The organism is Floridaenema flaviceps BLCC-F50, assembly GCF_041929275.2.
GTDB classification, from domain to species: domain Bacteria; phylum Cyanobacteriota; class Cyanobacteriia; order Cyanobacteriales; family Aerosakkonemataceae; genus Floridanema; species Floridanema flaviceps.
In genome coordinates this window covers 1,979,143-1,995,669 of record NZ_JBHFNR020000001.1, presented here as the reverse complement: position 1 = coordinate 1,995,669, position 16,527 = coordinate 1,979,143, and the positions used below count along the sequence as shown (strand labels likewise).

The 16,527-nt window shown below is 43.3% G+C and carries 11 protein-coding genes and 2 pseudogenes; 1 reads left to right on the top strand and 12 read right to left on the bottom strand.

From position 1 onward, the window contains the following. The first annotated feature begins 7 nt into the window (after positions 1–7). A complete protein-coding gene (locus ACE1CI_RS09550) occupies positions 8–4,672 on the top strand; it encodes a cadherin-like domain-containing protein (protein ID WP_496615364.1) in 4,665 nt (1,554 codons plus the stop codon). Positions 4,673–4,747: 75 nt separating this feature from the next. Here the strand turns inward: ACE1CI_RS09550 and ACE1CI_RS09545 are convergent, their stop codons facing one another. From ACE1CI_RS09545 to ACE1CI_RS09490, 12 genes and pseudogenes are all read right to left on the bottom strand, one after another. Further along, entirely contained in the window at positions 4,748–5,464 is a 717-nt protein-coding gene (locus ACE1CI_RS09545) for a hypothetical protein (protein ID WP_413266161.1), read from the bottom strand. 342 nt (positions 5,465–5,806) lie between these two features. After that, positions 5,807–5,995 carry a CPXCG motif-containing cysteine-rich protein gene (locus ACE1CI_RS09540; RefSeq protein WP_413266160.1) on the bottom strand — a complete coding sequence of 63 codons (189 nt, stop codon included), beginning with the start codon at positions 5,993–5,995 and terminating at the stop codon, positions 5,807–5,809. A 27-nt stretch (positions 5,996–6,022) separates the two neighbouring features. Further along, entirely contained in the window at positions 6,023–6,469 is a 447-nt protein-coding gene (locus tag ACE1CI_RS09535; protein WP_413266159.1) for an SRPBCC family protein, read from the bottom strand. Between the two features lie 46 nt (positions 6,470–6,515). Then, on the bottom strand, positions 6,516–6,932 hold the full coding sequence (locus ACE1CI_RS09530; RefSeq protein ID WP_413266158.1) for a hypothetical protein: 417 nt from the start codon (positions 6,930–6,932) through the stop codon (positions 6,516–6,518). A gap of 124 nt (positions 6,933–7,056) precedes the next feature. Then, positions 7,057–8,682, bottom strand: coding sequence for a B12-binding domain-containing radical SAM protein (locus ACE1CI_RS09525; protein ID WP_413266157.1), 1,626 nt, complete (start codon positions 8,680–8,682; stop codon positions 7,057–7,059). Between the two features lie 21 nt (positions 8,683–8,703). Beyond that, positions 8,704–8,964 (bottom strand): SemiSWEET transporter, encoded by a 261-nt coding sequence (locus tag ACE1CI_RS09520; RefSeq protein ID WP_413266156.1) that lies wholly within the window; start codon positions 8,962–8,964, stop codon positions 8,704–8,706. 218 nt (positions 8,965–9,182) lie between these two features. Beyond that, entirely contained in the window at positions 9,183–9,602 is a 420-nt protein-coding gene (locus ACE1CI_RS09515) for a hypothetical protein (protein ID WP_413266155.1), read from the bottom strand. A gap of 225 nt (positions 9,603–9,827) precedes the next feature. Then, entirely contained in the window at positions 9,828–10,502 is a 675-nt protein-coding gene (locus ACE1CI_RS09510) for a hypothetical protein (protein WP_413266154.1), read from the bottom strand. Further along, positions 10,486–12,275, bottom strand: a pseudogene (gene ltrA, locus ACE1CI_RS09505) (group II intron reverse transcriptase/maturase). Before ltrA (ACE1CI_RS09505) ends, ACE1CI_RS09510 begins: the two are co-directional and overlap by 17 nt. Positions 12,276–12,864: 589 nt before the next feature. Then, positions 12,865–13,437 (bottom strand): annotated as a pseudogene (locus tag ACE1CI_RS09500) (RRXRR domain-containing protein); the annotation flags it as partial. 200 nt (positions 13,438–13,637) lie between these two features. Further along, the gene (gene ltrA, locus ACE1CI_RS09495; protein WP_413266150.1) at positions 13,638–15,434 is read right to left on the bottom strand and encodes a group II intron reverse transcriptase/maturase; all 1,797 of its coding nucleotides are present in this window, start codon (positions 15,432–15,434) and stop codon (positions 13,638–13,640) included. Positions 15,435–16,124: 690 nt separating this feature from the next. Further along, positions 16,125–16,370, bottom strand: a complete 246-nt coding sequence (locus tag ACE1CI_RS09490; RefSeq protein WP_413266149.1) for a hypothetical protein — start codon at positions 16,368–16,370, stop codon at positions 16,125–16,127. Positions 16,371–16,527: the final 157 nt, after the last annotated feature.

Below are 16,527 nucleotides of genomic sequence, written 5' to 3'. Positions count from 1 at the left end.
CATTGGCGTGAGGCAGAATCCTCAAGCAACCGATGAAATCGTGATGGGTTACATTGAGGGTAATACTCCGTTCAGTCAGTGGTACTCTGGATTTTACGGCACCCCCTTTACTCAGATAGTTAATGGTGGAAACCTGACAAACACCTACAACACTGATTCTTCTACGGACAATGGTGTTGCCGTTCAGTACAACCTTGGTGCTTTGACGGGAACGAAGACTGTTACAAACTATTTCGCCTTTTCTACTGCTGCCATCAATAATCTCATTGCAGCTCCCACTTTAGTTAACAACACCCTCAGCATCACCGAAGGACAAAGCGTAGTTCTGAGTAGCACTAATCTCAACAGCACTGACCCCAACACTCTAGCTACCGCACTGACTTATAGCATTACTGGTGTGACTAATGGGCGGTTTGAATTAGTTAGTAACGCCGGAGTTGCCATCACCAGTTTTACTCAAGCGCAAATTAACAACGGACAAGTTCGATTTGTTCATGATGGTAGCGAAAATGCTCCGGGTTACAATGTCTCAGTCAGCGATGGTACGACTGCTACTCCTCCTGCACCTGTCACCATTAGTTTCACCAACGTCAACGACGCACCTGTTTTAACGACCAATACCCTGAGCATCACCGAAGGACAAAGCGTAGTTCTGGGTAGCACTAATTTCAACACCACTGACCCCGACACTCTAGCTACCGCACTGACTTATAGCATTACTGGTGTCACCAATGGGCGGTTTGAATTAGTTAGTAACGCCGGAGTTGCCATCACCAGTTTTACTCAAGCGCAAATTAACAACGGACAAGTTCGATTTGTTCATGATGGTAGCGAAAATGCTCCGGGTTACAATGTCTCAGTCAGCGATGGTATTGCTCCGGGAACTACTCCTGCACCTGTGAACATCAGTTTCACCAACGTCAACGACGCACCTGTTTTAACGACCAATACCCTGAGCATCACCAAAGGACAAAGCGTAGTTCTGGGTAGCACTAATCTCAACACCACTGACCCCGACACTCAATCGAACAGACTGACTTATAGCATTACTGGTGTGACCAATGGGCGGTTTGAATTAGTTAGTAACCCTGGCACTGCGATTACCAGTTTTACTCAAGCTCAAATTAACAACGGACTAGTTCGATTCGTTCATGATGGTAGCAATTTCGCCCCCAGCTACAATGTGACTGTTAGTGACGAGAATACTACTAGCGCCACGTCTGCTGTAACGATCGGTACTTTCACCAACATCAACAACCCGCCTGTTTTAACGACCAATACCCTGAGCATCACCGAAGGACAAAGCGTAGTTCTGGGTAGCACTAATCTCAACACCACTGACTCCGACACTCCAGCTACCGCACTGACTTATAGCATTACTGGTGTAACCAACGGGCGGTTTGAATTAGTTAGTAACGCCGGAGTTGCCATCACCAGTTTTACTCAAGAGCAAATTAACAACGGACAAGTTCGATTTGTTCATGATGGTAGCGAAAACGCCCCGGGTTACAATGTCTCAGTCAGTGATGGTACGACTCCTACTCCTCCTTCTGCGGTGACGATCGGTTTCACCAACGTCAACAACCCGCCTGTTTTAACGACCAATACCCTGAGCATCACCGAAGGACAAAGCGTAGTTCTGGGTAGCACTAATCTCAACACCACTGACTCCGACACTCCAGCTACCGCACTGACTTATAGCATTACTGGTGTCACCAATGGGCGGTTTGAATTAGTTAGTAACGTCGGAGTTGCCATCACCAGTTTTACTCAAGCGCAAATTAACAACGGACAAGTTCGATTTGTTCATGATGGTAGCGAAAATGCTCCGGGTTACAATGTCTCAGTCAGCGATGGTACGACTCCTACTCCTCCTTCTCGGGTGACGATTAGTTTCACCAACGTCAACGATGCCCCCACTCTGACAGGCACAAAAGCCACCCTCGCTGCTGGCAAACAAGATACCGTCTACACAATCAACCAAATCGACTTGCTCACAGGGTTCACCGATGCAGAAAATGATCCCCTTTCAGTATCCAACCTGACTGCCACTAACGGCACCCTGGTGAACAATAACAATGGCACTTGGAGCTTTACTCCGGCTGCCAATTACAACGGCACTATCAACCTCATATACAATGTCACTGATGGTAAAGGTGGGATCGCACCAGCTACTCAATCCTTCAACCTGGATGCAGCCCCCCCTAGCACTATTTCTATCAGCAACCCGAATCCCCAAAATGAAGGTAATAGTGGTACTGTCGCCCACAATTTTGAGGTGTCCTTAAGCAATCCCAGTTCTCAAGTCATCGTCGTTAATTACGACACAACTGATGGGAGTGCAAATTTTGCAGATGCAGATTACAACCGCTCTTATGGGAATCTGGTTTTTAAACCAGGGGAAACCAAGAAAACTATTACTGTTACTTCCAATGGTGATAACAGATACGAAGCCAACGAAACCTTCAATGTCAATCTCTCCGATCCCATCAACGCGACGATCGCTAAGGCAACTGCTATAGGAACCATCAACAATGATGATTCTTTCCCTGGAATTGCCATTGCCGATGTGTCACAAAATGAAGGTAACAGTGGCACTACTAACTTCAATTTTGCCGTTACTTTATCTAACCCCAGCTATCAAACTGTTTCTGTCAACTACGCTACTGCTGATGGCATTTCCGTTGCTTCTAAAGATTACAACAGCACTAGTGGTGTTCTCACTTTTAACCCCGGAGAAATAACTAAGAATATCTCCGTTGCTGTGATTGGCAATACAGTTGCAGAAACCAACAAAAACTTCTTAGTCAACCTTTCTAATCCGAGTAATGGCACGATAGTTAATAACCGAGGGGTGGGCACAATTGTTAATGATGACAGTTCATTAGTTGGCACTAACACCAACAAAACTGGGACTCAAAATGGGCCGACTACTTTCTCTGCTACTGACTTTACCGCTGCCGGTGGCACTACTCCGAGTAAAATCAAAATTACAACTCTTCCCAACAACGGTACATTACAATTAGGTAACAGCAATGTCGTCCAAAATCAAGAGATTGCCCTGACCGATATTAGCAATCTCCGCTTTACTCCTGCTACTGGCTGGAACGGGACTACTAACTTTACTTGGAAAGGTTTTGATGGTGTAGCTTATTCCAATACTGATGCTACTGTTAACCTGACAATTAACCGAGTTAACAATCCGCCTTTCCTTAATCTCCCGATTAGCACTCAAACTGCCACGACCAACAGTTTGTTTAATTTCACTTTTGCTGCTGATACTTTCAAAGACCTGGATGTGGGTGACATTCTCACTTACACCGCCACTTTACCTAATGGGAATCCTTTACCAAGTTGGCTATTCTTTAACCCAATTGCTCGCACTTTTGTGGGCACTCCAACTACTAGCGATGCCGGAAATGTCACTATTTTATTGAAAGCGACAGATTCGGCAAATGCTAGTGTTAATTACCCATTCAATTTGAACATTGCTAATACCCTCTCACCTGCACCAGCCAACTCAGATATAGATTGCTTCTGCGAGCAAATTATTCATCCCAATGTCAACAATTTGCCTGGTGTTTCATCGGCATTAAATTCCACCGAGCAGTCGCAATTGGATAATGACGAAGATAATTCTCTGTTTGGTACTAGCAGCAATGATCTGCTTCACGGATTCGGTGGTAACGACTTGTTGTTAGGAAGAGAGGGTGACGATAACGTACTTGGTGGAAAGGGAAATGATTTAACTTTTGGTGGTGAAGGACGCGATTGGATTGGCGCAGGCTTTGGCGACGACTTCGCTAACGGTAACGAAGGTGACGACTTTGTTAACGGTAATGAAGGTAATGATACGGTGCGCGGTGGTCTAGGTCAAGATTTCGTGCGTGGTGGTCAAGACAATGACATACTTTATGGGGATAGAGGCAATGATACCTTGGGTGGCGATCACGGCAACGATACCCTGTTTGGCGGTAGTGGCGATGCTCCCGGTAACGACGAGAGAGATTTAATCTTCGGTGGTAGCGGTGATGATTTGCTTTATGGCAACACTGGCAATGACTCGCTCTTTGGCGAACAAGGGAATGATACTATCCGCGCCGGGAAAGATCATGACATAGCTTCCGGGGATGCCGGAGACGATGTGCTATTTGGCGATCATGGCAATGACAGTCTGTGCGGTTGTGATGGCAACGACACTATTTTCGGCGGTGTCGGTGCTAATGGTGGTGACGCTTCCCCCAGCGATGACGATTACATTTGCGGTGGTGCGGGCAATGATTTGTTGTTCGGTAATCAAGGCGCTGATTGGATCAATGGCGAAGTGGGAGATGATACCATTTATGGTGGTCAAGGAAATGATACTCTGATTGGTCGCGATGGCAATGACATACTCAGTGGCGATCGCGGTAATGACTCACTCATGGGTGGCAACGGCAGTGACAAATTTGTGTTAGCTGTTGGTCAAGGTAGTGATGTGATTGTTGACTTCCAAGATGGGGTTGATTCCTTAGTCTTGTCTGGTAACTTGACTTTCCCACAACTGAGCATTGTCCAAAGCGGAAATAACACTTTGATTAGTCTGACTAACAATAATGAATTGTTAGCGACTTTGAATGGCATTTCTGCTAATTTGATTACTGCACAAGATTTTCTTGTTGCTCTAAGTTAAGTTTAACTCAAGAGAAAAACCCGGTTTCACAGAAGAAACCGGGTTTTTAATTTCGGAGAGTTGTAAGATAAAAATTTAATTCCAGTTACGAACAGTTTCTCTGAGGATAGTTTGACCGTTTTGAGTAACTCTGAGTTCATTGGGAGTCAGGGTATAACGGGTACCTCCGTTAACAGCGACAAAGCGATCGCGTCCATAACTTTGCAACGGTAATCTAATTCTTCCATTACCATTTTTGGACTCACCAACATAACTACCGGGAAGATCGCCACCACAAATTGAGATTACATAACTTGCTGTTTCAGCTGTTACGAAAGTGCTTTCTCTGTTCCGACAACCTCTGGCGGAAACAGTGTCATCGCCACTAGCAGCTAAAATTCTTTCATTGAGAATTGTTCTGCCATTTTCACTTACTCTCAACTCATAAGGTGTGACGGCATAAATTGTATTTCCGTTAGCTGCAATGTATCTGTCGCCGCTTCTGCGTGTCAAGGGAACAGTAATCCCACCGCTACCATCTTTCGCTGCACCAACATAATAACCTAATGAGTTGCGCGAGTCTCCTGAGCAAATTGTCACGTAATAATTGGGAGTTTCAAATGTGCGATCGACTGTAGAACGTCGAGTAGGACAATTAGCTTGTGCAACTAAGAAAGAATCTCTATTTTCTGACCCATCTTGCTGAGAATTACTCAGTGCATTTGCTCCTAAAGAAGGAGCTAAAAACAACAATGCGCCAGCACTTGCCAAAGCTAATTTTAATACTTTTGTGTTAGTTAATTTATGTTGCATAGTGTTAATTTTACCTTGACTTAACGATGAGTTCGTAATGATTTTGGTAAGTTTATTGATGAGCCATTAATTACTTGATTGCTCACTAATATATTCTTCCAATTCCCCAAAACTCTTTCCGCAAATTTACTGAAAAATTACTTAAGTGTTTAATCTAACTCAGCAATAACTAATATCATGTTCGGTTGATTACAGATAATGTAGAGACGTTATATATAACGTCTCTACAAGGTTTTGGATTAAGGATAGTATTTATCTCTCTCCTAAATTTTCCCCAACCCTCAATTCCTAGCGGGGATACACTGTGGTATCATCTAATTCCAGAGAGAAGCGAATAAATTTTTAGCCTTCATATTCCGTATCAATTTCTACATCCAAACTTTCTTCATCTACGCGCACATATAAAACGTTGGGGTGACAACAAACTTGACAATCTTCAGTATAAGTCTGTTGTCCACCCGCACTCAAATCAACAAATGTTAAGTTCGGTTCGCCACAATAAGCACAGAAATATTCTGCTGTTGTTTGCATTTTATTAGTAATTTTGTCTGCAATAACTTACTTTTCACATTCCCGTTTTGTTACTTCATGGCGATAGCGAAACATATCAGTTAGTCGCGCATTTACCCACCATTCTAAAACTAATCCAGCTATTAATCCACCTGGTATTTCGTAATCTATTTGATCGGTGAGTTTGGTTTTGCCATTCTCTTCTGTAAATAAATGCCGATGTACCCAACTTTCCATTGGCCCACTAATTTGCCGATCGACAAACAAGCGATTTTTTTCGCATTCAATATGCCTTGCTACCCATCTTACGGGAAATGGCCCTAATAAAATGCGAAATTCGGTAATTGCACCCACATCTAAACCCCCCTCTCGACGGACTATTTCCACAGGTTGCCAAGGGGGAGTCAGAATTTGCAAAATGTCTGGTCTTTCGTGAAAGTTCCAGACAACTTCTACTGGTGCATCAATTAGTGAGGAGTATTTAAAATGCAGCATAACAGTATTCGATCGATAAGTTGCTCATTAATCTTATACTGCACTATTATCGTTTCCATTGAGCCCTTTCTTTAACCAGAACTCGCCCGTTTTTAGTAACAATTAATTCAGTCCGAGTCAGAGTATAACTGGTATCACCATTCACTGCTACAAATCTGTCTCTAGTAGAAGTTTGCAGAGGTAAAGAAATGCTATTTCCTCCATTTTTCGCCATGCCAATATAGGTATTGGGATTATCTCCGCCACAAATATATACTAAATAGTTTTTGGTTTCTGCACTGACAAATTGACTACCACCGCTACTTTCGCAAACTGAAGCTGCTTGGGCAATTTCTATGCTGTTAGCTTTAACTGGATTAATATTAGTGTTTTGTGCCGCTAATAAGCACAAAGATGCCGCCAAACCTACACCAATTTGCCCGACTATTTTTTGGTAATTATACTCATTTTTTCGCCATGGCATCGATTATTTCCTCCTTTAAATTTAAGAGTAAAATTCAGCAGTTTTAGATAATTACTAGCCTACTCTTCTAATTCTGCTGTTGCCTATTATTCTTAATATTTCTTTGAAAATTTATGTATTAAAATTAATCTTTGGCTTGGGGGAAATTGGCGATCGCCATGCTACGATGTTTTTGTAACGTTGCTACTGGCAATGGCCCAATTAAATGACTCCAAGGTAAAACTTGGTCTAAATCCCAATTAGTATGAACATAATAATCTAATTCGGGTAAATTTCCCCGCAATTCTTTAAAAGCGCGACGATAGCTACCCAAAGAATCGCCATAATTACGAGTCAATTCTAACAGATGAGATAATCTGCGATCGCCCCTAGAAATTAAAGCTTGAATTACCGACCAATTATAACTTTCTGGACGAAATTCTATTCCCTGCGATTTTAATTGTTTTTCCAAATACTTCAATCTTTTTTCAGCTTGCTTATTCACTCCAAACCATTGAAAAGGTGTATGCGCTTTCGGAACAAAAGTGCTACATCCTAAAGTTAATCTTAATCCTGGTGCAGCTTTTTTAATTTCCCGCATCATCGCTACAGTTGCATCTAAATCAGATGATTCCTCTCCCGGAACACCTACCATCCCATAAAGTTTGATTCCTTTTAACCCACCTGCTTTAGCATTAACAGCAGCTTGGATAATCTCTTGATTTTCTAACTTTTTATTAATAATTTGCCGCAATCTTTCCGAACCGCTTTCTACAGCGATGGTTAGCGATCGAGTATCGCGTTTTGCTAAAATTTCCGCTAACTTCTGCGTCACCGTATTTGTTCGCACCGAAGCAATACTTAACCGCACATTATCGTACTTTGGTTGGGCTAAATAATCTAACAAATTTTCAAACTCTGGATGCTGAGTTACCGACGCACCAAGTAATCCCAATCTATCAGTTACTTCCAAACCTTTTTCAATTGCCGGAATTAACGAACCCTCTAAACTCGCAGTGCGAAAAGGCAAAGTTAAATAACTCGCTAAACAAAAGCGGCACATTTCCGGGCAACTGCGTACCACTTCCACCATATAGATATTTTCCCAAGCAGCTTTTTCTGTCACCACAGTGGAAGCAGATAAAGTATTTCCCCGATAAGTTTGTTTTTCAACTTGGGCAGGAATTTGGTTATTAATTGGTTGAATTGATTTAATTACACCTGTAGCTTCTTGATAGGTTACTTCATATAAACTAGGAACATAAACCCCAGGAACTAGGGCTAATCTTTGCAGTTTAGTTTGCCTATCAGCGTCACGAACTTCCTGGTAAGCATCAATAAAATTATCTAAGAGATTTTCGCCATCTCCTAAGAGAATAATATCGAAGAAATCAGCAAAAGGTTCGGGATTAGCAGTTAAAACTGGGCCGCCACCAAATATTAAGGGATCTGAATCAGCACGTCTTGAGGAACGCAGGGGGATTTCTAAAAATTCCAGTAAATTCAGGATATTAATATAATCCAGTTCCCAAGACACAGAAAATCCAACTAACTGAGGATTTATGGGTAATTCTTCGTGAATATCAGTAAATAATCGTTTGACTTCTAAATCAGAACGCATTGCCAAAGTTGCCCAGACAATTTGATAGCCAAGGCTAGTTATTCCCACTGTATACTCATTGGGGAAAGCGAAAATAGTGGGAATAGCATCGGTGTTGGGCGTTGCTTTTGTAAATAGCAACCGTTCAGCAGCAAATATAGCAGAGTTCACGATCGATCAATTTCAGTAGAATTATACTTTCTCAAATCTGATCTTAAGCGATAAAATTAGCAAGTTAAAAATTAAAGTCAGGAAATTAGCCGTAATTACGGGCCAAGATTGGATGAAAATACCGTACAATAACCATAAAAATACTCCTGTACAAAAGGTAAATAACATTCCCAAAGAAACATCCCCTGCTGACTTTGTTTGCCAAGTTTTTACCAATTGCGGTACAAAAGCGATCGTAGTTAAAGCGGCAGCAATAAATCCCAAAATGTCAATGTTTGTCATCTGTTAAGCTGATTTTGGCAAAAGAAAGAAACCTGTTTACGTTCAAATATAACAATATCCCACCATCCAAGCAGCTTTTTAGCTTAAGAAAGTTGGGATACTCTAAAGGTTAATTTAATTGTCCTAGTTGGAAATTTTACTGAAATGTTGCGTTGAAAGCCACATCCCAAGAGTGGGTGTGGATGAAAACGCAACCAACAAATAAAGCGAAGCAACCATTATTTAATTTCAAACTTTTCACTCTCCCGCTTAGATTCATCTCCTACTATGACAAAGGAGACTTCGTATTTTCCAGGTTGCCAACTCTTCCCCGGAGCTAAAGCAGTAGTGATTTGATTTTGATCTAATTTGGTGGTAAATTCTTTCTCATAGATGCGAACATTTTTGGCTGTTGCGCTTTGATTTAAGCGCCAAAGTACTTTTACCTTTGTTCCTTCCACAGCATTATCTATTTTAGCTGTAGCGAATATCCGGGGGGTGGTTGTTTTAAAAGTATTTTGCTCTTTTTCACAACCTTCTAATGGATTAGCCTTTTCGCAGACTGATACATCACTAACACTTGGCCCCCACAAATTAAATTCACAACCAGCTAGCACGGAAGCAGCACTGATAATAGCAACGAATGTTTTAGCGTTCATCCTCACCAAACTCCTTAATATGAGTATTCCTTAATCAACAATCAACCAAGATTTTGATCTTAAATATTTTACAGGGGAATTGACAAGATAGGGAGAAACATTATATTTAACGACTACCAAAAGTGGATTCGCTACGCTGAAATTATTAGTTGGTGGCAATTCATCACAAAAAATGGGTCTGAAACCCCGTCATGCCAGCGAAGCGGAGGACGGCTTTACTTGAATCTAGTTAGATACGATAAATCCGTTGGAACGACGAATTAACGTTACTTTGCTAGATGCTATCTGTCCTAACCGTTTCCAGTTAGCATCGCTGACAGATATTTGTCTGTCTGTGTCGCCGCTAACGTAGCCAATCCCTTTAGGAGAATTGACTAAATCACCCTTGCGAACATCATGACGAGTTGTAGAACCGCCATACTTGCGTCTAATTCCGCCTTTAGCTGGAACCATTAAATGTAGTTGACGGCGACTATAGGGAGGGCGGCGAATCACAAAGAATGGCACAGAGGTAATCGCAACTGAACCAAACCAATTTCCGCCACTTTCCTTAATTTTGTGATATTGACGATATTCGACAAAGTGAGAGGCGGCAATTGCTACCCCGTCAACTGCGTGAGTAGTAAACTCTGCCTTGGATTTATCAGCTTTGTTCTTAACTAATCCCAGGTGTTCACGGGTATTTGCAGTTTGATATCCGTAAATTGTGGTTACGGGAGCTAATTGCTCTAATTGACCAACCATCCATTTGTTTGGGTCGGCGGGAGATATTGCTACCTCCCGTCTCCCTTTCAAAACCGTGCGTGACAGTTTCCCGTCACACGGTTCCTCAGTAACTTGACCCTTGTCATGGGCACCTCTTCCCTCGGTTAGGGTTAGGCGGTTAGAATGGGTTATCATCCAAATACCTCGCTAACTCTTCTTGTGCCAACTGCCTCTTTTGCCTCAGAGCATCCTTAGCAGTTTTTTGGTCGTGGCAGTGTCTGTGCAGTAGCTGACGGTTGCTCAATACGTCCTTCCCACCCTGCGAGGTGGGGAGTTTATGGTCGATTTCGAGCAAGTCGTCTTCTCTGAAGTGCAATCCGCATCTATTACATTTCCCTTTTTGAACCTTGAGGAGTTTGGCTACTTTCTCAGGACATTCTGGGTGTTTACCCCTTCTAGTTGACCAGTACACTAGGTTGCCGTCATAAGGACTAGCTTCGCCTTTAACTTTCTCATGCCTGACTATAGGAGTCTTGACATGAGTGCGTACCGAACGAGATTTCCTTGCTCGTCCCTGGTTGCGAATACCCAGTTATTGTTTCCCACCGTCATCCAGCATTTACGGATGATTTCTTTATGTGGTGTACCACTGTGGGTGTATTTAGCCCAAGCCAAAAGCTGTTGATAGACTATGTGGTCTATCGTTGAAAACGTTTCTTTGCTGACTTGTGTAGAGTTGTAGTTTGCCCACCCTTGTATTACCGGATTGAGTTTCCCGATAAGAGCCTCTTGGGGCTTTGACTTATGGGCTTTGATGATGTCGCCTATTTCCTCTACATGACGTTTTATCGCTTTCTGGCTTGGCTTGATGAGTGTCTTAAAGCCTAGAGGTTCGCCTTTTGAGCTTTTCCCAGACCGTTTTATACTTATTGGGTACTGGCGAATGTTAAACCCCAGGAAATCGAAACCCGTGTTTCCTTCGTACTCCGTGAGGGTATGGGATATGCGGGTTTTTGATGGCTTTAATTCTAATCCCATGCCATTTAGCCACTCGGCAATTATCTGCTGGCATCTTTGGACAACGGCTAGATTTTCGTGAACTACCACGAAATCATCGGCGTATCGAATGACATTGGGGGTACGGAATGTTTCCCCCTTTTTGTGAAACCAAGTCACCCTAGACTGTTTGACCATCGTAGGAAAAACTTGGTTGATTCGATTTTCCATGCCGTGAAGGGCTATGTTTGCCAATAGGGGGGATATCACCCCTCCTTGTGGCGTACCCTCAGATGTCGGGAACAGCTTTGAACGAGCCATCACTCCCGCTTTTAACCATGCACGTATTTGGCGGCGGATGGTGGGGAATGTATTTAATTTGTTGAGCAGTGCTTCATGGTTGATTTTGTCGAAGCATTTGGCAATATCCGCATCTAGCACGTATTTGGCTTTCTGGTTAATTGCTGTGAATATTGCCTCAATCGCATCATGGCACGAGCGTCCAGGTCTGAAACCATAGGAATTTGGCTCGAAGCGAGCTTCCCATTCTGGCTCTAATGCTTGTTTTACCAATGCTTGTGAGGCACGGTCTGTCATCGTTGGAATCCCTAGTCCCCTCTTCTCAGAAGTTCCTAACTTGGGTATGTTCACCCTTCTTACTGGGCTAGCTTTTCGGGATAGTTTCAGGTTATTAACTAACTCAAGTCGCTGGGTTGGTGCGAGACTTTTGATACCATCCACCCCGGCTGTCTTTTTGCCAGTGTTATCCTGCGTTACTCGACGGACAGCCAAACATTTGGCAGACCAAGACCTCATCAGGGTCTTTTGGAGTTTGCGAACTGCACGAGCATCGCCACGCTGAGAGGCTTGATAGATACGTTTTTGCAACTTGAACACCCGTTTCTCCAGCTTTCGCCAGTCTATGGCGTTCCATACCACCGTCAGTTTTTCCTGCGTTTTAGTCTTATTCATTGCTACTGTGTTCTCTATCTTTCAAATCACCGTGAGTCTGTCGGCATATACCTGGTGTTACCCAGGTCATTCGCTTCTGACTCAATCCCTCCCATCCCGTAGCATTCGGTTAGCACCTGCTCTCTGGTATCGACCTCCAAAGAGAGCATACGGGAGGGTTACTTCGTTCCTAACAGCCATTTGTTTGAAACCTTTAGGGCGCTACTGTCCACCGGGTTCAATCGGGGTGCTAACTGGTCAAGGACAAAATTGCCAGCCCATAACCTTTCCTTTCGGACGCATGGTTACGATGGTTCAAACGTAGCTTCGTATTCCTACCCATAGGCTCTTGCTTGCCCGTAGGCTTTCACCCCTGCGTTACAAATTTGATGGCTAGTCTCCTTTGTAAGGGACACCCTTCAAGAGGGCGCTTTGTGTGCTTTCAACCCAGCACCTGGGCGGTTGGACTTGGGGGTTCTAGGATACTAGCCCTCACCAACATGGCTGTTAAGTTGTCAAGATTCTAGGAGGATGTAGAGTCCTCTTTTGTACCAAGCGGCTTATCCTGCCTGCCATTTCAGGCGGCTTTCAAACCAACGAATCGCACTAACCCTACCATCACAGGGCTAAAACCTTTCCCAGTGCGAGCCTTTTTCCGCCCAGATGTTAAATCTACATCAACTCGAACATATTCAAATCTAATAGCTGTGACTGGGTAGATTTTGCACAGTTCAGACACAATCCTAAGTTCAAGTTGACGGTTGGCTCGAATTGAAGGAGGAAGTCTACCTTGGCGACGATTATCAAACCGTTTTTGGCGATGAGTGCGTTTTGAGAATTCAACTTTTCGGTTAATTCTTCTTCCTCTACGCCCACGTCGCATTAACCTCCTTGCTTCCATCCGGTCTTTCACTGTTTGGAAGGGTAGGATTAAATGCGCTGTATAAAGGGTGAATTTAGATGATTGAACACCAATCCCGGAATATTTCTTTCCAGGATCGATGCCAATAACAATACCCTGAGTAGCACGACCTGATGGTTCTACTGTTAGCTGAACATAGAATTGTCCACTATCTGACCAACGTTTTATTGCCTTACCAGATTGAATCCATTTCCTAGCTCTGGCAGGGGTGGTTGGCATTAGGGGTTGATTGTCAATTGAAGTAACTGGAACTCGCATAATTTGGTATAACCCAAAATTGTTTAAGTCCCTTCGCCCAACTTGATTAAGATGTCTTGGCTTGCCCAACTCCTGCACCAATCAGGATTAGAAGTATCCGAACTAGGGATTAAACTCAGTGAGACTGTCACCAGCCCCACTGGTCTTCAAAACCGAACGTGAGACTTTCGCCTCATTCGGCTCCTCAACAATGCAGTGCTTTGTCACGCATACTTCTTTACCAACATATCCTCAATCCATTGATAATCTGAATTGAGAAGTGGCTTAGGTTTGGCACTGTTACAGCCAGATTTGTTACCAGAACTACCATCGCTGGCCGTCTTTTTATCATGGCAATGTCGATGTAGGAGTTGTAGATTATTTTTACCCTTCCCTCCATTTTTCGATTTAGGAATGATATGGTCTATCTCCCACACATCTTCGTTTTTAAAATGTAATCCGCAGTGGGTACATTTCCCTTTTTGCTTTTCCAAAAGTTCTGCAACCCTGGTTGACAATTCAGGACTTTTACCCATTCTTGTACTCCAATAAACTAGGTCGCCGTCGTATGGTGACGCTTTGCCTTTAACTTTCACATGGCGCACTATCGGAGTGTCAGCATGGTCAAGTAATTGTAGGGGATTACTCCCTTTGGTTGCGAATACCCAGTTATCACCGCCTATTGATTGCCAATACTTATTTGACACCCATTCCCATGATTTTTGGGGGTGGCGGCGTTTTGCCCAAGCATATAACTTTTGATACACAAGGTTGTCTAAGTCTGTGTAAGCTTCCTTACTTACTACAGTCGCATAATAGTTAGCCCATCCCCTGATAATAGGGTTTATATGCTTGATTAGTGCCGCTTGTGACACAGCTTTATGGGCTGTAATAACTTTTGCGATTTGGTCATAATGTATCTTAAGTTTTTCTTTGCTTGGGGTGATGATTGTCTTAAAACCCTGTTTTGATTGATGTTTTCCTTGCGGAAATTGTTTAATATAAAAACCAAGAAAATTGAATCCTGGTTTTTCCTGCTCACACTGTACGAGGGTATGGGCAAGTCTCGTCTTACTGGGTTTTAATTCCAAACCCATACCTTTTAACCACTCAGAGACTATCTCTCTGCACTTTTGGACAACGGCTAGGTTTTCGTGGAGAATCACGAAATCGTCTGCGTATCTTATGACACACAAACTTTGCCTTTTATCCCTTTTGGGCATGACTTTGCCACTGGGATATTTAAGAGGAAATGTTTCTATGTATTGCTTCAACATTTCTTCTAAGCCGTGAAGGGCGATGTTAGCCAATAGCGGAGAAATGACCCCGCCTTGTGGCGTACCCTCAAGTGTAGGAAACAACTGCTTACCGTCCATCACTCCCGCTTTTAACCAAGACTTTAATTGTCTTCTCATGGTGGGGAATGTATTTAATTTTCTTAGCAGTGTTTCATGGTCGATGCGGTCGAAGCATTTGGCTATATCAGCATCTAGCACATATTTAGGCTTTTTATTGATACTGATAAATATTGCCTCAATCGCATCATGGCATGAGCGTCCAGGTCTGAACCCGTATGAGTTAGGTTCAAATCGCGTTTCCCATTCTGGTTCTAGTGCCAGTTTGACTAACGCTTGCAATGCGCGGTCTTTCATTGTAGGTATACCCAAAGGTCGCTTCTCTTCCGTTCCGGGCTTAGGAATCCATACTCGCCTGGTCGGGCTGGTTTTTGTCCCAAGTTTCAATTTACCGACTAGGTTCAAACGTTGCTTTGGGGTTAGCGACTTAACGCCATCCACACCAGCCGTTTTCTTCCCTTGGTTATCCTGGGTAACTCTACGAACCGCTAAACATCTTGCATACCAAGACTTCATCAACGTCTTTTGGAGTCTGCGAACTGCTTTAATATCACCACGACTAGAAGCTTTGTAGATGCGCTTTTGCAGCTTGAAGACTACCTTTTCAATTTTCTTCCAAGGTAAATTCTTCCATTCCACCGTAGCTTTTACACTCGTTTTAGACATATTTACTGCTACTTGTACCTCTACTATCTGCATTATCGTGAGTCCGTCAGCATATCCCTGACATTACCCAAGGCGTTCGCTTCTGACTCAATCTCCCCCTTCGCAGCATCCGGTTAGCACCTACTTAGGGAATCGACCGCCCTAAGAGCATACGAAGGGTTACTTCGTTCCGAGGGAACCATACTGTGTGTCTTTAGAGTGTCTACTCTCCACCGAGTTTATTGGGAGTGCTTATTGGTCAAATACCCACTTGCCAATCCCTTTATCTATTGCCTTTTGGCTCCAGCGTATCAGCCTAATTTCGCAACCCTTATGGGTTTTTTGGTTCTTCCTAACGATGGTTATAACGTAGACTTCAGTTTTACTTACTCATGGACACTTCGCTCGACGGATATTTCATAGGCTTAAAACAGAGCCGCCTTTCACCCCCGCTTCAGGCTTTGATGGCTAGTCGCCAACCTGGGGGATATAGCTAGAAGCTATATTCTGTGTGCTGTCAACGCTGCACCTGCGCGGTAGGATTTGGGCTTTCTAGGATACTTATCCTCACCTACATGGTTCTCTCAGTTGTCAAGGTTCATTTACCTTGCGGGTAATCCTCCACCCATTTCAGGGTTAGTTTCTACCCAACGAATCGCACAAGTATTCGGAAGTCTGTACCAAATCAAGTCTCAATGGGCTATTCAACGCTTACGTTGCCCGAATTGGTTCGGTCAATCCCCGTCCTAAAAAGGACGGGGTTGTTGAACTTTGGTTAAAGTTTGTTGTCCCAGGAGTCAAGGGAACTCCACTAAGATAGAATATTCGGCTCGATGGATTTGTGTCAACGCGATCGCCTAGCCTGTACTCTATTGATTGATCGATCGCATTCCCGAAATTCAGTTGGCGATCGGTAATCAAGCGGGACAATTTAGTGAGGGAAGGGAACTCCCTCACTCCCTCACTCCCGAACAAATTTTTTGTTAGTTTGTCCGAGCGAATGGTTGGTAGCCATTCAGTTTATTATCGACTTGCAGGCTAATTGACCAGAATCAAAGAGTGGATTAACCTAAATGAGTGTTTAAAGTGAAGAGATGAGCTAAAATTTTAACTC